Source organism: Ruegeria sp. AB6 (assembly GCF_056542685.1).
In genome coordinates, this window is the sequence record NZ_JBQGAD010000014.1 from 22926 (window position 1) to 47326 (window position 24401).

Annotated in this window: 34 protein-coding genes; 13 read left to right on the top strand and 21 right to left on the bottom strand. The window is 58.8% G+C overall.

Annotated elements, in window-relative coordinates:
* Positions 1-438: 438 nt before the first annotated feature.
* From ACR0DB_RS20295 to folK, 12 genes are all read right to left on the bottom strand, one after another.
* Positions 439-663 (bottom strand): hypothetical protein, encoded by a 225-nt coding sequence (locus ACR0DB_RS20295; RefSeq protein WP_480552626.1) that lies wholly within the window; start codon positions 661-663, stop codon positions 439-441.
* A gap of 69 nt (positions 664-732) precedes the next feature.
* Complete coding sequence (locus ACR0DB_RS20300; RefSeq protein ID WP_170775332.1) at positions 733-1062, bottom strand: DUF1491 family protein; 330 nt, start codon at positions 1060-1062, stop codon at positions 733-735.
* A 55-nt stretch (positions 1063-1117) separates the two neighbouring features.
* On the bottom strand, positions 1118-2026 hold the full coding sequence (gene era / locus ACR0DB_RS20305; RefSeq protein WP_170775330.1) for a GTPase Era: 909 nt from the start codon (positions 2024-2026) through the stop codon (positions 1118-1120).
* 227 nt (positions 2027-2253) lie between these two features.
* Positions 2254-2934: a ribonuclease III gene (rnc, locus tag ACR0DB_RS20310; RefSeq protein WP_170775328.1), complete on the bottom strand. Its 681-nt coding sequence runs from the start codon at positions 2932-2934 to the stop codon at positions 2254-2256.
* Complete coding sequence (lepB, locus tag ACR0DB_RS20315) at positions 2931-3770, bottom strand: signal peptidase I (protein ID WP_480552628.1); 840 nt, start codon at positions 3768-3770, stop codon at positions 2931-2933. The genes rnc and lepB overlap by 4 nt, the downstream gene beginning before the upstream one ends.
* Positions 3771-3823: 53 nt before the next feature.
* The gene (gene acpS / locus ACR0DB_RS20320; protein WP_480552630.1) at positions 3824-4246 is read right to left on the bottom strand and encodes a holo-ACP synthase; all 423 of its coding nucleotides are present in this window, start codon (positions 4244-4246) and stop codon (positions 3824-3826) included.
* Positions 4243-4647: a hypothetical protein gene (locus ACR0DB_RS20325; protein ID WP_480552631.1), complete on the bottom strand. Its 405-nt coding sequence runs from the start codon at positions 4645-4647 to the stop codon at positions 4243-4245. Before ACR0DB_RS20325 ends, acpS begins: the two co-directional genes overlap by 4 nt.
* 73 nt (positions 4648-4720) lie before the next feature.
* On the bottom strand, positions 4721-5473 hold the full coding sequence (locus ACR0DB_RS20330; RefSeq protein WP_170791614.1) for a pyridoxine 5'-phosphate synthase: 753 nt from the start codon (positions 5471-5473) through the stop codon (positions 4721-4723).
* The gene (locus tag ACR0DB_RS20335) at positions 5466-6164 is read right to left on the bottom strand and encodes a DUF2062 domain-containing protein (protein ID WP_170775320.1); all 699 of its coding nucleotides are present in this window, start codon (positions 6162-6164) and stop codon (positions 5466-5468) included. Before ACR0DB_RS20335 ends, ACR0DB_RS20330 begins: the two co-directional genes overlap by 8 nt.
* Before the next feature lie 16 nt (positions 6165-6180).
* Positions 6181-8313, bottom strand: coding sequence for a RelA/SpoT family protein (locus ACR0DB_RS20340; protein WP_170775318.1), 2133 nt, complete (start codon positions 8311-8313; stop codon positions 6181-6183).
* Between the two features lie 26 nt (positions 8314-8339).
* Positions 8340-8693, bottom strand: a complete 354-nt coding sequence (gene rpoZ / locus ACR0DB_RS20345; RefSeq protein ID WP_170356736.1) for a DNA-directed RNA polymerase subunit omega — start codon at positions 8691-8693, stop codon at positions 8340-8342.
* A gap of 94 nt (positions 8694-8787) precedes the next feature.
* Positions 8788-9357, bottom strand: a complete 570-nt coding sequence (gene folK, locus ACR0DB_RS20350) for a 2-amino-4-hydroxy-6-hydroxymethyldihydropteridine diphosphokinase (RefSeq protein WP_480552633.1) — start codon at positions 9355-9357, stop codon at positions 8788-8790.
* Between the two features lie 140 nt (positions 9358-9497).
* Between folK and ACR0DB_RS20355 the strand changes: the two genes are divergently transcribed.
* From ACR0DB_RS20355 to ACR0DB_RS20380, 6 genes are all read left to right on the top strand, one after another.
* Positions 9498-10070 (top strand): LabA-like NYN domain-containing protein, encoded by a 573-nt coding sequence (locus tag ACR0DB_RS20355; RefSeq protein ID WP_170775314.1) that lies wholly within the window; start codon positions 9498-9500, stop codon positions 10068-10070.
* A gap of 200 nt (positions 10071-10270) precedes the next feature.
* A complete protein-coding gene (gene ispH / locus ACR0DB_RS20360) occupies positions 10271-11221 on the top strand; it encodes a 4-hydroxy-3-methylbut-2-enyl diphosphate reductase (protein WP_480552635.1) in 951 nt (316 codons plus the stop codon).
* Positions 11218-11670, top strand: coding sequence for a DUF3429 domain-containing protein (locus ACR0DB_RS20365; RefSeq protein ID WP_170787294.1), 453 nt, complete (start codon positions 11218-11220; stop codon positions 11668-11670). Before ispH ends, ACR0DB_RS20365 begins: the two co-directional genes overlap by 4 nt.
* Entirely contained in the window at positions 11667-12254 is a 588-nt protein-coding gene (locus tag ACR0DB_RS20370; protein WP_480552637.1) for a class I SAM-dependent methyltransferase, read from the top strand. Before ACR0DB_RS20365 ends, ACR0DB_RS20370 begins: the two co-directional genes overlap by 4 nt.
* Positions 12247-12714, top strand: coding sequence for a ribonuclease HI (gene rnhA, locus ACR0DB_RS20375; RefSeq protein WP_170775307.1), 468 nt, complete (start codon positions 12247-12249; stop codon positions 12712-12714). The genes ACR0DB_RS20370 and rnhA overlap by 8 nt, the downstream gene beginning before the upstream one ends.
* A 28-nt stretch (positions 12715-12742) precedes the next feature.
* Positions 12743-13342, top strand: a complete 600-nt coding sequence (locus ACR0DB_RS20380; RefSeq protein WP_170775305.1) for a COG3904 family protein — start codon at positions 12743-12745, stop codon at positions 13340-13342.
* 2 nt (positions 13343-13344) lie between these two features.
* On the opposite strand, the gene speB is transcribed toward ACR0DB_RS20380, so the two are convergent.
* From speB to def (ACR0DB_RS20410), 6 genes are all read right to left on the bottom strand, one after another.
* Positions 13345-14166, bottom strand: coding sequence for an agmatinase (speB, locus tag ACR0DB_RS20385; protein ID WP_480552638.1), 822 nt, complete (start codon positions 14164-14166; stop codon positions 13345-13347).
* Positions 14167-14228: 62 nt separating this feature from the next.
* Positions 14229-14465 (bottom strand): GlsB/YeaQ/YmgE family stress response membrane protein, encoded by a 237-nt coding sequence (locus ACR0DB_RS20390; RefSeq protein ID WP_170775302.1) that lies wholly within the window; start codon positions 14463-14465, stop codon positions 14229-14231.
* Between the two features lies 1 nt (position 14466).
* The gene (locus ACR0DB_RS20395) at positions 14467-14703 is read right to left on the bottom strand and encodes a hypothetical protein (RefSeq protein WP_170775300.1); all 237 of its coding nucleotides are present in this window, start codon (positions 14701-14703) and stop codon (positions 14467-14469) included.
* Between the two features lie 5 nt (positions 14704-14708).
* Positions 14709-15623 carry a methionyl-tRNA formyltransferase gene (gene fmt / locus ACR0DB_RS20400; protein WP_170775298.1) on the bottom strand — a complete coding sequence of 305 codons (915 nt, stop codon included), beginning with the start codon at positions 15621-15623 and terminating at the stop codon, positions 14709-14711.
* 46 nt (positions 15624-15669) lie between these two features.
* A complete protein-coding gene (gene def / locus ACR0DB_RS20405) occupies positions 15670-16164 on the bottom strand; it encodes a peptide deformylase (RefSeq protein ID WP_480552640.1) in 495 nt (164 codons plus the stop codon).
* Positions 16161-16679: a peptide deformylase gene (gene def, locus ACR0DB_RS20410; protein ID WP_170775294.1), complete on the bottom strand. Its 519-nt coding sequence runs from the start codon at positions 16677-16679 to the stop codon at positions 16161-16163. The genes def (ACR0DB_RS20405) and def (ACR0DB_RS20410) overlap by 4 nt, the downstream gene beginning before the upstream one ends.
* 94 nt (positions 16680-16773) lie before the next feature.
* On the opposite strand from def (ACR0DB_RS20410), the gene ACR0DB_RS20415 reads away from it, so the two are divergent.
* On the top strand, positions 16774-17946 hold the full coding sequence (locus ACR0DB_RS20415; RefSeq protein ID WP_480552642.1) for a MalY/PatB family protein: 1173 nt from the start codon (positions 16774-16776) through the stop codon (positions 17944-17946).
* A gap of 36 nt (positions 17947-17982) precedes the next feature.
* Here the strand turns inward: ACR0DB_RS20415 and ACR0DB_RS20420 are convergent, their stop codons facing one another.
* On the bottom strand, positions 17983-18336 hold the full coding sequence (locus ACR0DB_RS20420; protein ID WP_170775290.1) for a hypothetical protein: 354 nt from the start codon (positions 18334-18336) through the stop codon (positions 17983-17985).
* A 211-nt stretch (positions 18337-18547) separates the two neighbouring features.
* Between ACR0DB_RS20420 and ACR0DB_RS20425 the strand changes: the two genes are divergently transcribed.
* Entirely contained in the window at positions 18548-19537 is a 990-nt protein-coding gene (locus ACR0DB_RS20425; protein WP_480552644.1) for a glutathione S-transferase family protein, read from the top strand.
* Here the strand turns inward: ACR0DB_RS20425 and ACR0DB_RS20430 are convergent.
* Positions 19519-19881 carry a response regulator transcription factor gene (locus ACR0DB_RS20430; protein WP_170775286.1) on the bottom strand — a complete coding sequence of 121 codons (363 nt, stop codon included), beginning with the start codon at positions 19879-19881 and terminating at the stop codon, positions 19519-19521. The two genes, ACR0DB_RS20425 and ACR0DB_RS20430, sit on opposite strands and share 19 nt — an antisense overlap.
* A 181-nt stretch (positions 19882-20062) precedes the next feature.
* On the opposite strand from ACR0DB_RS20430, the gene cobD reads away from it, so the two are divergent.
* From cobD to ACR0DB_RS20455, 5 genes are all read left to right on the top strand, one after another.
* Positions 20063-21028 carry a threonine-phosphate decarboxylase CobD gene (gene cobD / locus ACR0DB_RS20435; RefSeq protein WP_480552645.1) on the top strand — a complete coding sequence of 322 codons (966 nt, stop codon included), beginning with the start codon at positions 20063-20065 and terminating at the stop codon, positions 21026-21028.
* The gene (gene cbiB / locus ACR0DB_RS20440) at positions 21025-21945 is read left to right on the top strand and encodes an adenosylcobinamide-phosphate synthase CbiB (protein WP_480552646.1); all 921 of its coding nucleotides are present in this window, start codon (positions 21025-21027) and stop codon (positions 21943-21945) included. Before cobD ends, cbiB begins: the two co-directional genes overlap by 4 nt.
* A gap of 12 nt (positions 21946-21957) precedes the next feature.
* The gene (locus tag ACR0DB_RS20445) at positions 21958-23121 is read left to right on the top strand and encodes a lytic murein transglycosylase (RefSeq protein WP_480552647.1); all 1164 of its coding nucleotides are present in this window, start codon (positions 21958-21960) and stop codon (positions 23119-23121) included.
* A 110-nt stretch (positions 23122-23231) separates the two neighbouring features.
* Complete coding sequence (locus ACR0DB_RS20450) at positions 23232-23492, top strand: hypothetical protein (RefSeq protein WP_480552649.1); 261 nt, start codon at positions 23232-23234, stop codon at positions 23490-23492.
* Positions 23493-23508: 16 nt separating this feature from the next.
* Positions 23509-24024 carry a GFA family protein gene (locus tag ACR0DB_RS20455; RefSeq protein WP_480552651.1) on the top strand — a complete coding sequence of 172 codons (516 nt, stop codon included), beginning with the start codon at positions 23509-23511 and terminating at the stop codon, positions 24022-24024.
* Between the two features lie 8 nt (positions 24025-24032).
* Here the strand turns inward: ACR0DB_RS20455 and ACR0DB_RS20460 are convergent, their stop codons facing one another.
* The gene (locus tag ACR0DB_RS20460) at positions 24033-24383 is read right to left on the bottom strand and encodes a hypothetical protein (protein ID WP_480552652.1); all 351 of its coding nucleotides are present in this window, start codon (positions 24381-24383) and stop codon (positions 24033-24035) included.
* Between the last annotated feature and the right edge of the window lie 18 nt (positions 24384-24401).

The following is a 24401-nucleotide window of genomic DNA, read 5'->3' on the forward strand; positions in this document are numbered from 1 at the left end:
TCTGACTGCTTACCGTATCGAGAAGCTAAAATAGCTCGGGCTGAATCTACAGCCTGTTCCATTGTCTGCGTTCTGGCGGGAATGACATACACCACCCCCCGCTTCGCCACAAATGCGTATGTCCCCCCGTTCGGCAGCACTTTGGAGTTACCTCCTCTTTGACCTTCAAACAACACGAATTGACCACCAGAATGGACAGGAACACTATCCAACATAGCGCCAGGAGCACCACTTTTCCTTTTCCGCGATATCCACTCTGCATCTATGTTGAAGCCAAATGGGCCCATGACGTAACCGCCGTTATCCCCCCTGCACTTTTTTGTAGTCCCGTTCTTAACAGGACAAAACACTCCACCGGCAAATGGCATTTGACCCGTTCCGAAGTGCAATATCATCAGATGCACGTCGTTTGCGCTCAACTGCTTCTGAGGCCTACTGTCACTTGCGCCCCCCAAGGGTTGTTGAGCAATCGCTATCGAAGGTAATTGCAATGCGACAATCAAAGAAAGGCCTAAACCCAAAAAGCAGGTCTTCAGGAAGTTCAAATCGATCTCTTTTTTTTAGAGAAACTGCGTCAATACCAATAGATTTTTTAATCGCAGCGGCATCGCACACACCTAAGAAAATAGGATGCCGAGCCTGAGTGAAGAAGAAATCACTCATTCGGGGTCAGCACCAATCAACCAAGAAATTTTTGCTTTCCAAACACAAAAACGGCTTGGCTCCGTGGGCCTATAGCAACCCCTCTTCCCCCAGCAGATGACGCCCTTGCCGATCCTCGACCTCGATTACCCAAAGGTCAGGATCAAAACTACGTTGTTTCGCGATGGCAGCATCGACATCCCTTTCGGACCCCGAGGTTAGCTCGACCCATTTCCGCTCACCGCTCAACAGATCGAAGCTGCGGTGAAAAGCTGTGGCCTGCCCGTCCAGCGTGTTCAGCTTGATCAGGACGGCCCCTGCGGTATCATCGCCATGTGCGACGACAAAAGCGGGTATTTCCTGAAACCGCAATCGGGCCAGATAGGCGTGAACCCAAAACTCTGCGGTCAGACGGGCCATGTGCGCCATCCATCGACAAGCGCCGAGAATTTTCGTCGAACATTCTTAGCCCGTGTCATGCGTTGCCGTCTTTGAAATCCAGACCCATTTCCGAATACCGCTCGGATTCCTCCAGCCAGTTAGGCCGGACTTTCACTTGCAGAAACAGATGGATTTTGCGGTCGAGAAACTCTTCCAGTTCAGCGCGGGCAGCCTGACTGACGGCTTTAATCGTCTCGCCCCGCTTGCCCAGCACTATGCCCTTGTGACCGTCGCGCATGACGTAGATGACCTGATCAATCTTGGCCGAGCCGTCTTTGCGCTCTTCCCAATTCTCAGTCTCGACGGTCAGTTGGTATGGCAGTTCCTGATGCAGGCGCAGGGTTAGCTTTTCACGCGTCATCTCGGCCGCGATCATGCGCAGCGGCAGATCAGCAATCTGGTCTTCGGGGTAGAGCCATGGGCCTTCGGGCAGTTCGCGTGCCAGCCATTGGCGCAGGTCGTCGACACCGTGACCTTTTTCTGCGGAAATCATAAAAGTCTCGGAAAAAGAATAGCGTGCGTTCAGGTCGCTCGTCAGCGCCAGCAGTTTTTCCGAAGGCACTTTGTCTATCTTGTTGATCGCAAGCGCGACGGTACGGCTTTGACCAATTTCCTCGAGCCCTTCGAGGATACGTTCAACGCCTTCTGTGATACCGCGATGGGCCTCGATCATCAGAACGACGACATCCGCATCAGCTGCCCCGCCCCAGGCTGCGGCGACCATGGCGCGGTCAAGACGGCGGCGGGGTTTGAACAGGCCAGGCGTATCGACAAAAACCAACTGTGCGTCGCCTTCCATCGCCACGCCCCGGATGCGGGCGCGGGTTGTTTGTACCTTATGCGTCACGATCGAGACCTTGGCCCCGACCATGCGGTTCAGAAGGGTGGATTTGCCCGCGTTGGGCTCTCCGATCAGGGCGATAAATCCGGCACGTGTGGTCATGTGTATTGCGATCCTGTTTGCAAGTGCGCACCCCTATAGCAGAAAGCACCGGCGGGCCAGAGGGTTTTGTCAGGGTGAGCGTGTGTGGATCATCGCGCCTGTGTGCTTCGAATTGGCTGCGCCAATCCGACCGGGAGGGGGCCAGCCCCCTCGCCCGGATTTTATCCGGGCTCACCCCCGGGATATTTTTGGCCAGATGAAGGGGATCCGGGCAGAAACGAGTGGGACTATTTAGGTAGGCTGTCCAGCAAGGCCTTGGCCGCTGCTTGTTCCGCTTGGCGTTTGGAACCTGCGGTTGCCTGCGCTTCGGCACCGTCTTGCAGACGGGCCGCGATGGTGAAGATCGGGGCGTGATCGGGGCCGCTGCGTTTGATTTCAACGTAAGAGGGCGGCTTTTGGCCGCGTGCTTGCGCCCATTCCTGAAGTGATGTTTTTGCGTCGCGCGCGTCGGCCTCGACCTTGTGGATCCGGTCGCCCCAGAGGCGCAGGATCACGTCGCGGGCGGCCTCGAACCCGGCATCGCGGTATATGGCGGCGATCACCGCCTCCATCGCGTCGCCCAATAGGGCTTGTTTGCGGCGGCCACCGGACAGCATTTCTGACCGACCCAGTTTCAGCACCGCACCCAAATCGATCTGGCGAGCGACATCGGCGCAGGCCTCTTTTCGCACAAGCGCGTTGAAACGGGGGGCTAATTGCCCCTCTGACGCCTTCTTGTCGGCTTCCAGCAGGGCTGTTGCCATAACCAAACCCAACACGCGGTCGCCCAGAAATTCGAGCCTCTGGTTATCGGGGCGCGTCGGCGAGGACACCGAGCCATGGGTCAAAGCGCGCAGCAGCAATTCAGGGTCGGAAAATTGGTACCCCAAACGTTGCTGAAACGCTTTTATCTCGGCCGAAAGTTTCAATTCACCGCCTTGAAGAACCGATCCCCGCGCCAGGTCCAGAAGAAGAGCATCGACCGGCCAGCGGACGAGAACATAATCCGGTCCGCCCGACCGATCAGGTCCTGATAAGGGACAAATCCCACTCCGCCCGCGGATTGCGGCAGGCGGCTGTCGCTGGAGTTGTCGCGGTTGTCGCCCATGAAGAAATAGTGGCCTTCAGGCACGGTGTAGATTCCGGTATTGTCCGACCCTTGGTTGCCGATATTCAGCACGTCATACGAGACTCCATTGGGCAGGGTTTCGATCATCCGCGATTTTTCGCAGCGACCGCCAAACCCGACCGGGCCGTTTTCGCAGCGCGGGCGCAACCCTTGCGAACCCTGAGGCTCGGCCAGTTCGGTGAACACACCATCGGGTTGTTGCGGAACCGGCGTTCCGTTCAGAATGATCTGACCCCCGCGGATCTGAACTCGGTCACCCGGCAAGCCGATCAGACGTTTGATGTAGTCGCGACCATTGACCGGGTGACGGAACACAATCACATCGCCGCGCTCGGGTTCACCGCCCCAGATACGCGTGTCTTCATCGCCCGGCAGCCAGCCGCAGATATCCTCGGCATCGATGTTGAGGCCAAAGCGGGGAATGATCAGGCTGGGACAGGAGGCGTAGGAATAGCCATAGGCCATCTTGTTGACGAACAGAAAATCCCCGATCAGCAGGGTCTGTTTCATCGACCCCGAGGGGATCCAGAAAGGTTGAAAGAACAGTGTGCGGAATACGCCTGCGATCAGCAAAGCGTAGACGATGGTTTTGATCGTCTCCCATACGGGATTTCCGGTTTTGACGTCCTCGGCCATACTGCTCTCCGGTCCTTGGTTTGTTGGGGTGCTACATGCGGGGCGCAGAGAGGTTAGTCAAGGCTGGCCGCTGCGTTCGTGATGGCGCGCGCCTCAATCACTACGAAAGCCTGCGCCCAAGGGTGGTCGTCGGTCAGGGTGACGTGAATGATTGCCTCATGGCCTTCGGGGGTCATCTCGCGCAGGCGCTCGGCGGCCCAGCCGGTGACATGCATGACCGGCTGGCCGGTGCTCAGGTTGGTGACGGCCATGTCCTTCCACGCGATGCCCATGCGCAGACCGGTGCCCAGCGCCTTGGAGCATGCCTCTTTCGCCGCCCAGCGCTTGGCATAAGTCCCAGCCGTGTCATGGCGACGTTCGGCCTTGCGCTGTTCGGTGTCGGTGAAAACGCGGTTGCGGAACCGGTCGCCGAACCGGTCGAGCGTGCCCTGAATACGCTCGATATTCGCGAGGTCTGTACCGATTCCTAGGATCATTTCGCGCTTTCTTTGCTACGCCGTCTGGCAATCGCCCTGAGTTCCAATTTGGTCGACAGATAGAATAGAACGCTGTTGGCGAAGAAAGCAAAAATCGCCAGATACAGCATAAGGCTGCCCATATAGCCACCTCTGTGCCAATACATCAGAAGCGGCATATCGACCGGTCCGATATTGCTGATCGCCAAAATCAGATATGCCGCAGCGTTCACAATCATGAATATCACGGTCCCCGCAACCGCAAAGCCCAGCACCTCGCGCAAGTGCGGCATTCGGCCCAACGACCGCGCTACGCCGCAGCCCGTTATCATCGCTGCGACAATCGCACACAGGAAAGGAATCCCCACATTCGCCAAATTGAGCCCGGTCACATGCCACAGAACGACAATAGCGATCGGCATTAAAAACCGGACTTGGACAAGCAAGACGCTGTAGTGCCACAAATTGTTCGAACCCATAGCGTTACCTTTGCGATCAGACGACTGCCCGCGCCTCATCCATCAGCCGTCGCATCTCGGCAATCGCCGGGGTCAGGCCGCGAAAGATAGCCTCGCCGATCAAGAAGTGGCCGATGTTCAACTCGCGCACCTCGGGGAAAGCCGCGACAGGCTGCACCGTGTCATAGGTCAGGCCGTGGCCCGCGTGGACCTCTAGGCCCAGGGAATGCGCAAAGGTGGACATTTGGCGCAGGCTGTCCAGCTCGCGGGTGGCTATGTCTGTGTGGCCCTCGGAGACGGCGTCGCAATAAGCACCGGTGTGCAGCTCGATCACCTCAGCACCGATACGGTGCGCGGCTTCGATCTGGCGCTGGTCGGCGGCGATGAAAATGGACACACGGCAGCCCACGTCGCGCAGGGGAGCGATGAAATGGGCCAGCTTGTTTTCCTCGCGCGCGACTTCCAAACCGCCCTCGGTCGTCCGTTCCTCGCGCTTTTCGGGAACGATGCACACCGCATGCGGTTTGTGCCGCAGGGCGATCTGCTGCATCTCGGGCGTCGCAGCCATTTCAAAGTTCAGGGGCACCGACAGCACCTCCATCAGCCCGTCGATATCGGCGTCCGAGATATGGCGGCGATCTTCGCGCAGATGGGCCGTGATGCCATCAGCCCCGGCCTCTTCCGCCAGCTTGGCGGCGCGCAGAGGGTCAGGGTACGCCCCACCGCGCGCGTTGCGCACGGTTGCTACGTGGTCGATATTCACGCCCAGACGCAGGATATTGTCAGACATCGTTTGATTCCTTTGCCGAATTCTGGCCCGAGCCTAGTGGTTTTGGAACCGAAACGGCAGGCTTGGATTCAGCCAACCGCCGGATTTCGTCGAACTTGGCTTTGATCTTGGCCCGGCGGCGCTGCTGATAGGTTCGGATCAACGGCAGGCTCAGGTAGTGACACACAGCCCCGGCGACAAGACCGGGCAGAATCCCCCCAACCAGATAGGGAAAAAACACTTCATCATAAAAGATCCTTAGCCCGTACCAATCGGCCATGCGGTCGGTGAAGATCGCCAGAAAATTGTTCTTCAGATCGCCGAGCGCACCAGCGAATTTGCCCATCAGACCGTGGGTGTCACCTTCTTCGAATTTGGTACCCAGAATGAAGTGGCCGGTTTGCAGGCTGACAACGCCGATCGGGACATATGTCAACGGATTACCAAAGAATGTCCCACTCAGCGCAGCCAGAATATTGCCATTAATCAACCGCGCCAGAAGGGCGGCAACCACAAAGTGCAGGCTATAAAAGGGCGTGAAGGCAGCAAACACCCCTGCCCCGATCCCACGTGCGATACGTTCCGGGGAATCGGGCAACCGGCGTACACGGTGTTTGACATAGTGAAAGGCTCGGGTCCATCCGCCACGGGGGTAGACGAATTCAGATGCGATCTGGACAGGCGAGCGTCGATCTCGGCGCTTGAATACCACTCCTGATCACCCCTTCTCAGCCAGCCGCCACGGCGGTCTTGGACCTGTCCCTGAACCGTTCCACCGCCGCTACGTCGCTTTCGGCTTCAAGCATCAGCATCAGCGAATGCAGCTGTTCGAGATCACGCAGTTCGACACTGATCAACAATCGGTAAAAATCCGGTTTGCGATCAACGAATTCCAAGTTTGAGATATTGGCCTTTTTCTCGCCAATCAATGTGCAAATACGCCCCAGTACGCCCGCATCATTCCCGATGGTCAACTCCAGCGTTGCACCGTAGACCGCCGGATGGGTTCCGGTATGCCAATGCAGGTCAACCCACCGCTCGGGCTCGCCCTCGAACTCGGTCAGACGATTACAGTCGATGGCGTGAACCACCACGCCTTTGCCGCGATAGGTAATGCCGACGATGCGTTCACCAGGTAGAGGCTGACAGCACGGCGCGCGGTCAAATTTCTGCCCCGGCTCAAGCCCGATTACGGCACGGCGCAACGGGATGGCGTCGCCTTCGTCCTGCGTCAGTTCCGGGTAAACGGCGCTGACCACATCATGGGCGGTCAGTTCGGCACTGCCTAGCCGGGCCAACAGTTCGTCTCGATCCTTCAGGCGCAAGTGTTTAGCGGCCGTCTCCAGCGCCTTGTCTGTGGCCTTGCGCCCCACATGTTCGAAGCCCGAGCGCGCCAGTTCTTTGCCCAGTTTGATAAAGCGCTCGCGATCCACCTCTCGCAGAGCGCGCCGGATGGCGGTGCGGGCCTTGCCGGTGACAGCAATCTCAAGCCAAGTGACCTGCGGGGTCTGACCGTCCGCGGTGATGACATCAACCGATTGGCCGTTCTTGATCCGGGTCCATAGCGGAACCCTGATACCATCTACCTTGGCGCCAACGCAGGCATGACCGATCCGTGTGTGGATCGCATAAGCGAAATCTATTGGTGTCGCCCCACGCGGCAGTTTCACCACATCGCCCTTGGGTGTGAAGCAGAACACCTGGTCCGAATACATCTCAAGCTTAACTGCTTCGAGGAAATCCTCGTGGTCATCCTCACTATCGAACTGCTCGGTCAGGTTCGCGATCCACTTGGCTGGATCGACTGCAAACGGGTTTTCCGACCGCACCCCATCCCGATAAGACCAATGCGCCGCCACACCCGTCTCAGCCACGTCGTGCATCTGGCGGGTACGGATTTGCACCTCGACGCGCTTACCGTCGCGCCCCGACACTGTGGTGTGAATCGAGCGGTAGCCGTTGGATTTTGGCTGGCTGATATAGTCCTTGAACCGCCCCGGCACCGCACGCCAGCGTTGGTGGATTGCGCCCAACGTCCGGTAACAATCTTCTTCCGTCTGGGTGATGATGCGGAACCCGTATATGTCGGACAGGCGCGAGAACCCCTGATCCTTTTCCTGCATCTTGCGCCAGATCGAATAGGGTTTCTTTGCGCGGCCAAAGACCTCGGCTTCGATCCCGGCTTTTTCCAGCTCGAACCGCATGTCGCCCGTGATCCGGTGGATCACATCGCCGGTTTCACGTTGCAGAGTGATGAACCGCCGGATGATCGACTGGCGGCCTTCGGGATTCAGCACGCGGAAGGCCAGGTCCTCCAGCTCTTCGCGCATCCATTGCATCCCCATCCGGCCGGCAAGCGGCGCGTAGATATCCATTGTCTCGCGCGCCTTGACGATCTGCTTTTCCGGGCGCATCGCCTTGATCGTGCGCATATTGTGCAGACGGTCGGCCAGCTTGACCAGAATGACCCGCAAATCCTTGGACATGGCCATGAACAGTTTACGGAAATTCTCGGCCTGTTTGGTTTCGCGGCTGGACAGCTGCAGGTTGGTCAGCTTGGTGACCCCATCGACCAGCTTGGCCACTTCATCGCCAAACAGCTCGGACACCTTGCTGTAATTGGCTTTGGTGTCCTCGATCGTGTCATGCAGCAGCGCGGTAATGATCGTGGCATCATCCAGACGCTGTTCGGTCAGGATGGCGGCAACGGCAACGGGATGAGTGAAATAGGGCTCGCCCGAGTGGCGAAACTGACCTTCGTGCATCTGTTTCCCAAACTCATAAGCTCGGGTTATGCGGTCAGCATTTGTCTTGGGGTTGTAGTTGCGGACCAGCGCAATCAGGTCTTCAGCAGAAATCATCCGGTCCGCACCTTCGTCTTTGGGGATTACCCCTGGCCTTGAGCCTCCATTAGAGCGCGCAGCAGCTTCTCTTCGGACATGTCGTCATCGGCGGGCTTGTCGGATTCCGCACCCATCAGGAGAGCCATCTGATCCTCTTCAGGCTCGTCAACCTCGATCTGGGTCTGGTTGGCCTCGATCAGGCGCTCGCGCAGCTCATCAGCGCTTTGGGTTTCATCGGCGATTTCGCGCAGCGACACGACCGGGTTCTTGTCGTTGTCGCGGTCCACGGTGATCGCGGCACCGGCTGAAATCTCACGCGCACGATGGGCGGCAAGCATCACCAGCTCAAACCGGTTTTGTACCTTGTCTACGCAATCTTCTACCGTCACGCGGGCCATGGGGCGCTCTCCGTTTCTGAATCCATGTCAGGAAGAGGTTTATCTAAGGGCGAATCCCCGCCTTGACAAGCAAGAAATGCTGCAAATGCACCCTTCACAAAGGGGTGACAGAGGCAATTTCATCGGCAGGTAGCTGCGCCAGCATTTCCCGAACGCTCTGACCCAAGACTGGATGCTCCCAATCCGGGGCGATATCGGCCATCGGAACCAGCACAAATGCGCGATCCTGAAGCCGCGGATGCGGCAGAATCAACTGGTCCGGTGCGCGTTGCATCTGGTCATCTTGCGGCAGTGTCCTCCAGCGTTCGTACTCCGTCCGGTCGGGCAATAAGCCGTCACCAAAACACACCAGATCCAAATCCAGCGTCCGCATCCCCCAGCGCTGAATCCGCTCGCGCCCGAATTCCTTCTCCACCTCATGCAGCAGATGCAGCAATTCGGACGGCGTCTTTTCTGTCTCAATCAAAGCCGCGGCATTAACATAATCCGGCCCCGCGCCAGCTGGGAAACACGGTGTCTCAAAAAAGCGGCTGACCGCGCGAATCACCACCCCCTGACGCTTTAGTGCGTCAAGAGCCTTCTCAAGTGTCACCTTGGGCCCATCACCTCTCAAATTGAGATTTGCACCCAGTGCGATCACCGATTCTGACGTAATCTTGCGCATTCTACTCTCTATATTCGGTGAATTGCATACTTGCGATACACATTAAAAACACTAATTATAGGCGTATCAGCGCGCCGCCTATTTCCTAAGCTCACTCACGTAACACCCGGCGTTCTGGTAGATACCGGAAGGACCTATTTATGTTTTATAAAGACGAACGGCTAGCGCTGTTCATCGACGGCTCGAATCTTTATGCGGCCGCAAAAGCACTGGGGTTTGACATCGACTACAAATTGCTGCGCCAAGAATTCATGCGTCGCGGCAAGATGCTTCGTGCTTTCTACTACACAGCGCTACTGGAAAATGACGAGTATTCCCCGATCCGACCCCTGGTGGACTGGCTGCATTACAACGGCTTCACCATGGTGACGAAACCCGCCAAGGAATACACCGACAGCATGGGGCGTCGGAAAGTCAAAGGGAACATGGATATCGAACTGACCGTCGATGCCATGGAACTGGCACCGCGCGTTGATCACATCGTGCTGTTTTCGGGCGATGGGGATTTCCGCCCGCTGATTGCCAGCCTGCAACGTCAGGGCGTGCGCGTTTCGGTCGTCTCGACCATCCGCAGCCAGCCGCCGATGATCTCGGACGAGCTCCGCCGCCAAGCCGACAACTTCATCGAGCTGGAGGATCTGCGCGACGTAATCGGCCGCCCTCCGCGTGACGTCCCGATGGAGCCGCGCAGCGTCGCGGCAAGTGGGCAGTAACGCCTCAGGCCCACGCCTGAACGATATTATCTAAATGAAAATCGACACGGTCAGGGCAAAACCCTGACCGCGTTGCTTTAACTAGAAACAGGTGCTGAAACATCTGCTGGATACCACTGATTCATGTCAGATGAATGACACTGTCCTGTCTGGACCATGGCAAGGAAAAGACCTACCTGTGGCCTCAAGGAGTATGTGACATGGATAAGCCCCCTCTGACCTTGTACCTTGCCGCGCCGCGCGGGTTTTGCGCCGGTGTGGACCGGGCAATCAAAATCGTCGAGATGGCCCTGCAAAAATGGGGCGCCCCTGTTTATGTGCGCCACGAGATCGTGCACAACAAGTTCGTGGTCGACGGCTTGCGCGAAAAAGGCGCGGTGTTTGTCGAGGAACTGGACGAATGTCCCGATGATCGCCCGGTGATTTTCTCGGCTCATGGCGTGCCAAAATCCGTCCCGGCCACAGCCGCACAGCGCGAGATGATATATGTCGACGCCACCTGCCCGCTGGTCTCCAAGGTCCATGTCGAGGCGCAGCGCCATGCTGAGGCCGGGTTGCAGATGATCATGATCGGCCACAAGGGCCATCCCGAAACCGTCGGCACGATGGGGCAACTGCCCGAGGGCGAAGTTCTGCTAGTCGAAACGGTCGAGGATGTCGCCACCGTTCAGGTGCGCCACCCGGAAAAGTTAGCCTTTGTCACTCAGACCACCCTGTCAGTCGATGACACCAAGGATATCATGGCCGCGCTTGAGGCACGGTTTCCCGCCATCGTCGGCCCGCATAAAGAAGATATCTGCTACGCCACCACAAACCGGCAAGAGGCCGTCAAAGCCGTCGCCCCCCGATCCGACGCCCTGTTGGTTGTGGGCGCGCCGAACTCGTCAAACTCACGCCGTTTGGTCGAGGTCGCCGCGCGTGCGGGGTGCAACTATGCCCAACTGGTGCAGCGGTCCACCGATATCGACTGGCGGGCGCTGAAAGGGATTTCCTCGGTTGCCATCACCGCCGGGGCTTCGGCCCCCGAAGTGCTGGTCAACGAGGTGATCGACGCATTTCGCGACCATTACGACGTGACGGTCGAGATGGTCGAAACCGCTGTTGAGAACGTTGAATTCAAAGTCCCGCGCGTGCTGCGCGAACCGGCATGAGCGGCATACCAAGAGCCCCGTTATTTCTGGGGCTGGCCGGGCTGATCCCCTTTGTCTGGGGCGCACTGACCTACCTGAATGACGATCTGCACGCTTGGGGTACTCAGGCGCTTGGGGCTCGTTTTGTGGGACCTTATGTGCAGTTGTTCTACGGCTCTGTCATCCTCAGCTTTATGTCCGGCGTGCTGTGGGGTTTTTCGACCAAGACATCTGGTAGCAAGGCGGCGACCTGCTATCTGCTCTCGGTTCTGCCTGCACTTTGGGCCTTTGCGAAAACGGGCGGCGGGCCGGTCGCTGCAGGCACCAACCTGATGTGGGGTTTTGCCGGGTTGCTTTTGCTGGACGCTGTGTTCTCATACTGGCGATTGACGCCGGTCTGGTGGATGCGTCTGCGCATGATGCTGACGGCCGTTGTTCTGGCCTGCTTAGCCGTTGGAGTGTACCTTTGACCGACAAGAGAACGATTGACGCCTACACTGCCCGCGTGGCCGAATATCTGAGCATCCCCCTGCCCCCCGAACAGATCGAAGCCCGCATGGCCTTTGCCGAAGCGGTTGCGGAAGGCGGTTATGTGCTGGATCTCGGTTCCGGCCCCGGATCGGACAGCGCCTTTCTACAACGCGAAGGGCTGCGTGTCCGTGCCCTTGATGCCACGCCCGCCTTTGTCGAACATGCGCAGCAGAACGGGATTGACGCGCGTCTGGGCACGTTTGACGACGTGACGGAAGAGGCTGAATATGACGGCATCTATGCCAGCTTTTCCCTGCTGCACGCCCCGCGCGCGGATTTTGCGCGGCATCTGTCCGCCATCCACAAAGCGCTGAAACCCGAGGGTGTTTTTTTTCTGGGCCTGAAACTGGGCACGGGTGAACATCGCGACAATCTGGATCGCTACTACACCTATTTTTCACAAACTGAAATCGAGGAGGCTATGACAAAGTCCGGGTTCACCATCGACCGGATCACGACGGGCGTGGGTGCCGGCCTTGCGGGTTCATATGACGGTTTCATTCTGGTGCTGGCCCATGCCTGAGCTGTTCGCCTATACGGACGGCGCATGTTCCGGCAATCCGGGCCCCGGCGGCTGGGGGGTTCTGCTGCGCGCGATGGATGGCGACAATGTCCTGAAAGAACGGGAACTCAGCGGCGGCGAGGCCGAAACCACAAACAACCGGATGGAGCTGCTGGCTGCGATCAGCGCGCTAGAAACATTGGAGCGGGCCTCGAAGATCACCGTTGTGACTGACAGCGCCTACGTGAAAAACGGCGTCACGGGGTGGATTTTCGGGTGGAAGCGGAACGGTTGGAAGACCTCGAACAAGAAGCCTGTTAAGAATGTAGATTTGTGGCAGCGGCTGGATGAGGCACAAACCCGCCATGACGTGACCTGGGAATGGGTCAAAGGTCACGCGGGCCATCCTGAAAACGAAAAAGCCGACGAGTTGGCCCGGACGGGCATGGCCCCGTTCAAACCCAAGAAAGCAAAGGCCTAGACGGCGCGCCAAAAGGAATACGCCTGCAATGAAACCACAGTTCTGCTTTGCAGTCAGTTTCGCCCTTATGGCCGGGTGTACCCCATCCTACGACGCCCTGCGGTTTGAGGCACAGAGCGACCGGATTGTCGCCTCGGGTACTATCGACCACACGTCATTGGATGCCTTTCAGGAGGTCATCCGCAGCAATCCGCAGGTTAAAACCCTTGTCCTGCAATATATTGAAGGCTCCGTGGACGATGACGCAAATGTCGTCTTCTCGCGTGTTGTGCGGGAAATGGGGTTTGACACGATTGTTCCGTCGGACGGCATGGTGGCGTCGGGCGGCACGGACCTGTTTCTGGCAGGCAACCGCCGCGTTCTGGAACCTGGTGCCTGCGTTGGCGTGCACAGTTGGGGCGGCTGGAACATCGTGGCCACCGAAATCCCCAAAGACGACCCAGAGCATGACCGGTACCTGGACTACTATGCCGATATCGGTGTTGACCCGGCCTTCTACTGGTACACGCTTGACGCGGCCTCGGCCGAGGACATGCACTGGATGAGCGCGACCGAAGTTGAACGGTTCGCCCTCACGACCCGTAATGTGCCGCAACTTGGATCATCCGCAACCTGCGACGCACGATGACCTCAGCGTGACAGCAACCTGGCTCCGATCTCTTTGACGAATTTCGCAGCCACCATGGCCGTCATCCCATACGGGTCACGATGAGGATTCAATTCGACAATGTCAGCGCCGACCAACTGCCCCTTGAAACGGCGGATCAGGTTGATCACCTCGCGGGTGCTTAACCCACCGGGTTCATGATGCGACACGCCGGGCGCAAAGGCAGGGTCCAACGCATCCAGATCCAGGGAGAGGTAAACAGAGCCATCAAAGCTGATTTCAAGATCGGGGCGCCAGCTTTGCATGTCGATCACTTCGACGCCGAACTTGTCGGCCTGTTCCTGCTGGTGCTTGTTCATGGTACGGATACCAACCTGCACCAGACGGTTGATTGCGCAGGTCTCCATTACCCGCGCGAAGGGGCAGCCATGGCCCAGCGGACCGACCTGCTGACTGTCATACAAGTCGGGATGCGAGTCGATATGCAGGATGTTCAACCCCTCATACCGTTCCGAATGCGCCTTGATCAGCGGATAGGCAACCGAATGGTCCCCTCCCAGAGATAACAGTCGCGCACCGCTTGAAATCCGCGCAGCAGCACCGGCTTCGATCCGGTCAATAGGTTCCTGTCCGATCATCTCGAACACATCCAGGTCGCCTGTATCCTTGAAGCGGTCGGTCGCGCCGAGATCTGTGCCATCCTCTGCGGTCAGGTTAGCGGCTCCGGAATGCAGAGCCTCGCGAATACGACCAGGGGCAAAGGCGGGCCCTTGCAGAAACGAGGAATGAAGATCCAGAGGCACCCCCATAAGTGCGACGTCACCTGGGTTCAGATCCTGTGGCATGGAACACCTTTCAGATAAATTCTGCGGCGATCTGGCCGAATTGATTCCGAAAGGTCAAGAGGTCAACGGCGCAGGTATGTCTGCCAGATCCAGATCACCAACAACGCACCCAAAACCGCACCGACAAAGCCCGACAGCCAGCCCGCTACGGCGATCAATGCACGTAGAAGGAACCCGCCGACCAGCGCGCCAACGATGCCGATAAACATGGTTGTGGGAATATCGGCCTCGATCCGCATCAGTCGTGTCGCCAGAAACCCGGCGGCGGCTCCGATGATGATAAGGGCGATGACGGGCAAGTTATTTCCTCCAATGAGTGGGCACGATGATCAGCGCCCCGATGGATGACAGGACCGCGTCCAGTCCGGGCGGGCCGAAGCTGATGCCAAACATGATGCGCACAAAGTAGAACAGGAACGCGCCGCCCACGCAAATGATGATCGAGGGCAGGTATCCATTGTGGGTAAATCCGGTTTTTTCAGCCAGATACCCCACGATCCCGGCAATCACGACGGTGCCCATCAATATCATGAACATCTGGTTTACTCCGAACTGAGCCGCGTTCCGGACGAAACAGGCCACCCCCGCAAAAAGGTTTCAACATCCTGCGCCCCTTTCCCTGCCCGTTGCAGCCGCAAAAGGTCAACCGCGCCGTCGCCACAGGCCACGCGGAGTGTGTCATTCAGAACCTCTCCCGGTGCGCCCTGCCCAGCGGCCAGCCGAGAGGACAAAAGCTTGACCCGCTCGCCTTCGATCTCGGTCCAGGCCCCGGGGAACGGGGACAGGCCCCGGATTTGCCGGTCAACCTCGGCGGCAGGACGCGCCCAGTCGACGCGCGCCTCGGATTTGTCGATCTTCGCAGCATAGGTCACGCCATCTTCAGGCTGAACCTCAGGGGTCAGGTTCGGCAGCTCCTCCAACGCTTCAACCACCATAGCAGCGCCCATTTCTGACAATCGATCATGAAGCTGCGCTGTGGTTTCCAGCGGCCCAATATCCGTAGCCCGACGCAACAGGACCGGGCCGGTATCCAGCCCGGCCTCCATCTGCATGATGCAGATACCCGTCTGAGCGTCGCCCGCCATGATCGCACGCTGAAGCGGAGCAGCCCCGCGCCAGCGCGGTAACAGGCTGGCGTGAATGTTCAAACAGCCATGTTTCGGCGCATCCAGGATGGCTTGCGGCAACAGCAAGCCATAGGCGACAACGACAGCGACATCTGCGTCCAAGGCCGCAAACGCTGCTTGTTCGTCGGGCGATTTGAGCGAGACCGGGTGGCGAACGTCGAACCCCAATACCTCGGCCCGTGCGTGAACCGGGGTAGGACGGTCCTTTTTGCCGCGTCCTGCCGGGCGGGGCGGCTGGCAATAGACAGCGGCGATTTCATGTCCGGCCGCGACCAGAGTGTCCAGCACCGGCACCGAGAAATCGGGCGTTCCCATGAAGATGATACGCATGAGGGGCCTCCGATGGTTGGGGTAAGCGCAGGGCAGACGCCTGGGGCTATCCGAGTTTCTTGGCTTTGCGCAACAGCATGTCTCGTTTGACCTTGCTGAGACGATCGAAATACATCCGCCCGTTCAGATGGTCGATCTGATGCTGCACGCTGGTGGCTTCGATCCCCACAAAGTCACGACGGTCGTTCGTGCCCTGTTCGTTCAAGAACTTAACCGTCACCGCGCGCGGACGTTTCACCTTGGCCGAGACGCCGGGCAGGTTCGGGCTGGCCTCATCATGTTCGCGAAGTTCAACGGAACTGTGCAGGATTTCCGGGTTCGCTAGACGCACTGCCCGGCCCCGCTCGGTCGAGCCATCCACCACGGCCAGCCGCAACATCACCCCGATCTGAGGCGCGGCGAGGCCGACGCCGGGCATCGCCTCCATCGTGTCGATCATGTCGTTCCAGATGGCGCGAATTTCATCGGTGACCTCTGCCACGTCTTCCGCCTTGGTGCGCAGACGTTTGTCAGGCCACGGCAGACAGGCGCGGACCGTCATGCGCGGGCCTTTTCGCGTTTCAACTTTTGCATTTTGCGCGTGATCATCTGGCGTTTCAGCGGTTTGAGATAGTCGATGAACAGCTTACCGTTCAGATGGTCGATCTCATGTTGCACACAGGTGGCCCAAAGGCCGTCGAAGGTTTCCTGCTGCGCGTTGCCGTCGCGGTCGATCCAGGCCACATCCACGACTTTGGGACGGGTGACCTCGGCATATTGCTCGGGGATCGACAGGCAACCTTCCTCGTACACATTCGTTTCGTCGGACGACGCGATGATCTCGGGGTTGAACATGATCAACGGGCGCGGGGCCTCGCCCTCTTCCTTGACGCAATCCAGCACGATCAACCGATCCAGCACACCGATCTGCGGCGCGGCCAGCCCGACGCCGGGCGCGTCATACATCGTCTCCAGCATGTCATCGGCCAGCTTGCGCAGCTCATCCGTCAGATCGGCCACGGGGGCACAGACCTTTTTCAGGCGGGGGTCGGGATGGATCAGAATAGTGCGTTTCATGAAGTTGATTTAGGCCATCGCGCGACCCGCCGCAACGCCCCCCTTGCACCTGCCGCGATTGTGGCTAGCTTTCGTCGCGACAGATGGAGATGACATGACGTTCAACGACCTCACCGACCGCCGGGGCACCAACAGTTCAAAATGGGACAAGATGGAGCGCCTCTATGGCATTTCGCCAGATGACGGGCTGGCCATGTGGACCGCGGATTCTGATTATCGCACAGCGCCTTGCGTGATTGATGCCGTGCAACAGGCCGTCGATCACGGAGTGTTCGGCTATTCCTGGATGCATCCGGACTATCTGGCTTCGGTCCAGTGGTGGATGGTAAATCGCCACAGGTGGGAGATTGACACAGATTGGGTCCTGACGTCGCAGGGGTTGGGCAACGCGATCGCCCTGTGTCTGGATGTCTGGTCTCAGCCGGGCGACGGGATTGTGATCTTCTCCCCTGTTTACCATGAGTTCGCGCACAAAGTGAACAAATCCGGCCGCCGCGTGGTCGAATGCCCATTGGTGCGTGATGGTGAAAGCTATGCCGTTGACCTCGAAGATGCGCAATCGCGACTGGACGGGTCGGAAAAGATGCTGCTGTGGTGCTCACCGCAGAACCCCTCGGGCCGGGTCTGGACACCGGACGAGCTGCGCGCGGTCGCGGCGTTTGCCGAACGGAACGGGCTGATCCTGGTGTCGGATGAGATCCATCATGATCTGGTCTATCCCGGCAGCACCTTTGTGCCGATGGATGTTGCAGCACCTGATGCGCGCCCTTGGACGGTGACCCTGACGGCGGCTTCCAAGACCTTCAACATCGCCGGGCAGCGCACCGGGAATATGATCATTCCCGATACTAAGCTGCGCGCGGACATGCGCCACCGCATTCAGGCGCTGGACTATGACCCCAGCGCGCTAGGTGTGGCGATGATCACCGCCGCCTACACGCCCGAGGGCGCCGCATGGGTCGACCAGCAGGTCGCGCATCTGGACGGAAACCGCAAACTGTTCGACGCGACGATTGCTGAAATCCCCGGCCTTTGGTCAATGCCGTTGCAATCCACTTATCTGGCCTGGGTCGATTTTTCGGGCACAGGCATGGACCATGCCGAGTTCACCCGACGTCTGCGAGAAGATGCCAAAATCGCCACCTCACCCGGCCTCGGCTTCGGAGCAGGCGGAGAAACCTTCGAGCGTTTCAACCTTGCTACTCAGCGCAGCCGTGTCGAGGACGCATGCGCCCGGCTGAAGCGTGCTTTTGCAGATTTGCAGTGATCGGAAGGCCCGGCGGTCTGTCCGTCGGGCATCCCGTTAGTCCTTATGGCCTAGCAGCGCGATGGGCGCATCCGGCGCACGGTAGAAATCCAAAGGAGCCTTATCCGAGGCGGCAGTGCTACGCTTGAACTCATACCGCATCTCACCCGCCTCATCTTCGTCAGCGATGATCAGGCATTGGTACAGATGGTTCGCACCGTCATAGATATCGACCAACCCGCGCAATTTCGGCGTCGTTGCGGCCTCAACCGTGAAGCCGTCTTTCCACAATCTCAGAATTTTATATGTATTGTCGCCGATTTCGACACGAAGGCGGCTGGTCTTTTTCAACCCCGCGATTCGCGCCGCATCCAATTCGGCGCTTATTTCCTTAGAAACATAGGTCGTCATAACAATTTTCCCCCGCAGTACATACTATTGTGAGCAACTCTTCGTAAAAATCCAATGAAGCTGAGAACCTGAAACAAACCGATTTCAATCTGTTGCGCGGAAATCCCGGATCGACCTGTGCAATGACGCAGGCAAGATGCGCGCGCCCTCGCATGGAACCGACCCGAGCGACACCCTATGTTTGCCGAAATCGGATTTCGGAGGGACAAAGATGGGCCTGTTGGTCGACGGCAAATGGCACGACACTTGGTATGACACCAAATCCACCGGCGGCGCGTTCAAACGCAGCGCTGCGCAGTTCCGCAACTGGCTGACCGCCGATGGCAGCGCGGGCCCCTCGGGCAAGAGCGGGTTCAAGGCGGAAGCTGGACGCTATCACCTCTATGTCAGCCACGCCTGCCCCTGGGCGCATCGCACCCTGATCTTCCGGGAACTCAAGGGGCTAAGCAATCTGATCTCTGTCTCGGTCGTGCACCCGGATATGCTGGACAAGGGCTGGAACTTTCAGCCAGACGACAAAGGCGCAACCGGGGATGATCTGTACGGGCTGGACTATGCCCATCAAATCTATACCAAGGCGGACCCGTCCTATTCCGGCCGTGTCACAGTGCCGATCCTTTGGGACAAGGAACAGGAAACGATCGTCTCGAACGAAAGTTCAGAGATCATCCGAATGTTCAATTCGGCCTTTGATGGCATCACGGGCAATAACGACGATTACTGGCCCGAGACGATGCGCGATGACATCGAAGCGGTCAACGCCCGGATCTATTCCGACGTGAACAATGGCGTCTACAAATCCGGCTTCGCCACCAGCCAGGCCGCCTATGACAGCGCTGTTGGGCCGCTATTCGATACGCTGGATTGGCTCGAAGATCGCCTGTCCCAAAACCGCTATCTAATGGGGGATCGCATCACCGAGGCCGATTGGCGCTTGTTCACGACCCTGATCCGGTTCGATCCGGTTTATCACCTGCATTTCAAATGCAACCGGCGGCGGCTGATCGACTATCCGAACCTGTGGGCCTATACGCGCGAGCTGTATCAATGGCCGGGCGTCGCGCCCACAGTGAACATGGAGCACATCGTGCGGCACTACCACTACAGCCATGAAAGCATCAATCCGCACCGCATCATCCCGACCAATCCAGTGCTGGATTACGCAGAACCGCATGGGCGCGGTCAGCGACCCGCCGCGTAGTGTTCGACCATCGCCGCCAGATCCTCTGGCGGCGTTCCGCTTTGCACATAGGCGCACGCATTGGGGCTGTGGGCAAAGATGGACCCGTCCGAGAAAAAGGTGGTGTTCGTGACGAAGATCACCCGCGCCTCAGGGCGGCGATAGCTGGCGAAATCAGCCACGGCCAGCGCGCTGCCTGCCTCCAGCACCAAATCCAGCACGATAATGTCAAACGCGACCCCGTAAAGCGCGAGGATCGCGGCCTCTTGCCCGGCGACAAGCGTGACCTCAGCGCCTTGACGTTCAAGGTGCCGCTTCCAGACCCGACCTAGGTCGGGATTACTCTCAACAATCAAAACATTCATAAGTAACAACCTCGGCACATGAAGTGGTGAACGGTGCCGACCCCTGAGTTTGTGATCACGCCAATTCCTTAACAAAGGGTTAACGCTGTTTTCCGGTTGCCGCCGAGGCACGGATTCGCTTGTGCAAATGGCGAAAATCCGCTTGAAACGGGCCGAAACGCGCGATTCCGGCGAGAACCTAATGACAAGCTCTGACAAAAACTTGAACCCGCGCGGCAGTCGCGACCATGGCGGAGGGCTGGATGACGCCATCCAAGCCTATGGCGGATCGCGGCAAGACTGGCTGGACCTGTCGACCGGAATCAACCCGCAGCCCTACCCGGTGTCGGACCTGAGTGCCGAGGATTGGACCGCTCTGCCCGACCATGGCACGTTCGAGCGACTGACCGACGCGGCCCGCCAATTCTGGTCCGTACCCGACGACGCCGCAATTTTGCCTGCACCCGGCGCATCGGCTTTAATCGCCCGTATACCAGCAGTGGCGCCGCAGGGGCGGGTTCAGATCACAACCCCCACCTATAACGAGCACGCCGCCGCCTTTTCCGCGCAAGGCTGGAGCGTTCAGCCAGAAGGTTCAACCGACGCGCGTGTGATCGTTCACCCCAACAATCCCGATGGTCGCTATTGGACCGAGGCCGACGCCAACGCGCCGCTGACCATCATTGACGAGAGTTTCTGCGATGTCGCCCCCGAAGCGTCGCTGATCCATCTGGCCGAGCGGCCCGGCGTGATCGTGCTGAAAAGCTTTGGCAAGTTCTGGGGGTTGGCCGGGCTGCGCCTTGGCTTTGCCATCGGCGACCCAAAGCTGATCGCACGGCTGAACGATCTGACTGGCCCATGGGCGGTCTCGGGTCCTGCTTTGCGAATTGGCGCGCGGGCTTTGCAAGACACCGATTGGGCCGCAGCCACCCGAAAGTATCTTCAGCAAGGTGCGGACCGGCTGGATCCCCTCGTGACGGGTCAGGGTGCCAGTTTGATCGGGGGAACACCGCTCTTTCGCCTTTACTCCGTCGAAGACGCCGCCGAGTGGCAGGACCGTCTGGCCCGCGCCCTTATCTGGAGCCGTATCTTCCCCTATTCGACAACTTACTTGCGTCTGGGCTTACCACCAGCAGACGGTTGGGCCCGGCTTGAGGCGGCATTGTGAGCACCGCCTTCCTTCTGGTCTGCGCCCTCTGTCTGGATGCGGCCCTGGGCGAGCCCGACTGGCTGTGGTCGCGGGTGAAACACCCCGCCGTCGTGATCGGCAACCTTATTGGCTGGCTTGACAAACGCCTCAACCACGGTGCGCAACGGCGTCTGAAAGGTGTCGCGGTTGTCGCCTTGTTAGTGTGCGGCGCATTGATCATTGGGCGCGCGCTGACCCTTCTGGGACCAGTAGTCGAAATAATCGCCTGCGCCATTCTGCTGGCTCAGAAGTCATTGGTCAGCCATGTGCGCGATGTTGGTGCCGGTTTGGCCGTCTCGCTGGAAGACGGGCGGGGGAAAGTGGCGATGATCGTCTCGCGCGATACACGCGACATGACGCAGGCGCAGGTCGCGCGGTCAGCGATCGAAAGCGCGGCCGAAAACCTCAGCGACGGGGTCATCGCGCCCGCATTCTGGTTTCTTCTCGGCGGCCTGCCCGGTCTGCTGGTTTACAAGGCCGTAAACACCGCCGACAGCATGATCGGCTACCGCAGCGAAAAATACCGCGACTTCGGCTGGGCCTCGGCACGGTTGGACGATGTACTTAACCTGATCCCCGCCCGCCTGACCTGCGTGATGATCGTGGCGCTGTCGGGCCAATGGGCGCGCTGGCCTCAGATGGTCGCGGATGCCCGCCGCCATATCTCGCCCAACGCTGGCTGGCCTGAGGCCGCCATGGCCCGCGCCTTGAACGTCGCCCTGGCTGGACCGCGCAGCTATGACGGGCAGCTGCGCGATCTGGCTTGGGTCAACGGCGATGCCCCGCGCGAGATTGGCGCGTCAGAGGTTTTCCGCGCATGCGACATGCTCTGGCGGGTCTGGGGGCTTGCGCTTGGCCTCGTGTCGGTGTCGGTTGGGGTCAGCTTCATTTTCTGACGGACCCGTTTCATGCGTTTGCTCTCTGGCCTTATAGCCGCCGCTCTTTTCGTGTCACCCGCCTTTGCCCAATGCGGAGGCGGGTTCAACGCCTTTGTCAAAGGACTGAAGTCCGAGGCCGTCCAGCAAGGGTTCGATACAGAGACCGTCAACGCGTTCTTCAAAGGCGTGCAACAAGACGGCGCGGTGCTTAAAGCCGACCGTGCGCAGGGCGTGTTCCAAAAGCCTTTCATCGAGTTTTCGCGCCGCCTGATCTCGCAAAACCGCATTGATCGCGGGCAGGCTATGTCGCGCAAATATGACGCCGTGTTTGACCGGATCGCGCGCGACTACGGCATCTCACGCGGCGTACTTCTGGCCTTCTGGGCGTTCGAAACCGACTACGGTGCCTTTCAAGGTGATTTCAACACCCGCAATGCGCTCGTGACGCTGGCCCATGACTGTCGTCGGCCCGAGCTGTTCCGTCCGCAAATCTTCGCTGCTATCGAATTGTACGAGCAGGGCAATTTCGACCCCGCCCGCACCACCGGGGCTTGGGCCGGAGAAATCGGCATGGTCCAGATGCTGCCCCGCGATATTCTTGAGAACGGCGTGGACGGGGATGGGGACGGTAAGGTCTCGCTGAAAACCTCGGCTCCGGATGCGCTGATGTCGGGGGCCAAGATGCTGTCGAATCTGGGCTGGCAACCGGGTCAGCCTTGGCTGCAAGAGGTCACTGTGCCCAGCGAAATGGATTGGTACCTGTCCGGCCCAGGCAAATCGCGCCCGGTGTCCGAGTGGCAAGCGATGGGCGTTCAGGCCCGCAGCGGGTCGCTGTCCAACCTGCCCGCCTCGCTGATCCTGCCGCAGGGGCATAAAGGGCCCGCCTTTCTGGCATATCCGAATTTCGACGTCTATTTTGAATGGAATCAGAGCTTTACCTACGTCCTGACCGCCGCCTATTTCGGCACCCGACTTGAGGGCGCACAGATCTATGACGCGGGCAACCCGGCGCAGGGCTTGTCGGGCGCGCAGATGAAGCAGCTACAGAGCAAACTTCAGGCACGCGGCCATGATGTGGGCAAGATCGATGGCATTCTGGGAGCCGGAACACGGGCGGCGGTGCAGGCTGAGCAACAGCGACTGGGTCTGCCAGCAGATGCGTGGCCGACAGTGGAGCTGCTGGGTCGATTGTGAAGCAGCGTCTGGTTTGAGTCCAAAGCGGACAAAGTCATTGCAAAATGATATGCTCCTAGGAGCAGAGGCGATTGTGCATGCAGGAACCGAACTTTACGGAGGACGGAAGAATGATCATGCGCATTTTTCAGGTCGTGACTCGGCCGGGGAAAGAGCAAGAGTTCAGCAAGTTCTTCCATGAAACAGCGATCCCCTTGATGAGAGGCACCAAGGGCATCGTTCAAATATTTCCTGGGGCCGCGCGCACCGACACACCCCGAGACTTCAGCTTTGTCATGGTGTGGGAAAAATTAGAGTCACTTAAGGCGTTTGTCGGCGAAGACTACCAGAGTCCTCACATCGACCCCGCGGAGGCCGAATTGGTCGAGTAGCGTTCGATCAAACACTATGAGCTGGTCGATAAAAGACGATGGCGTGAATTCAAACAACAACTTGGGGGAAGCAATGATTAAGGGGAAATGCGGCTGCGGAGCCGTAACGTATCAGATGATGACACCACCTATGTTCGTCCATTGCTGTCACTGTAGCGAATGCCAGCGACAAACCGGAGCGGCTTATGTCTTGAACGCCATTATCGAGGCTGACCGCGTAGAGCTTGAGGGGCCGACCACTGAACATGAACTTTCCACCCCAAGCGGCAAAGGTCAGATTATCACGCGTTGCAAGAATTGCGGCGTCGCCGTGTTCAGCAGCTACATGATCCGTCTTGGCAAGTTAAAGTACGTGCGTGTTGGAACATTGGACAACCCGGATCAGTGTCCTCCGGATGCGCAGATTTTCACGAACAGCAAACAAGCTTGGGTACCACTTAGCGAAGACATTCCCGCCTTTGAGGAGTTTTACAAATTCGTTGAAGTGTGGCCCCCGAGTTCGCTAAAACGTTTGGAGACTGCTCTTTCCTGACAGATCAGTCACTCCGGCCGAACCGGATACCGATCCCCTTTCTCGTCAATCAGCACCAACCTCTCCCCACTGCGCACATATAGATCACAGCGGCTGAAGCCGTTGCGGTAGGCGATGCAGACGCTGCCGTCCTCCGCGATGGAATAAGTGCCAAAGGCGGCGTCACCGCTGGCGTAGGTGTAGGAGTAGGCCCCTCCGGCCGAGAATTTTGCCTGACCGTCGTCAAAAAATGTCAGCGTGCGACCGGCCAAAGCGTCCAGTTCTTCGGGCGACAGGGGGACGTCTCCGGGTTTCGTGGGCCATTCGGCGGCAAGGGCGGGGCTAGCGGTCAGCAAGGCGAGGATCAATAGTCGCGTCATGGGAACAGTCTAGACCGA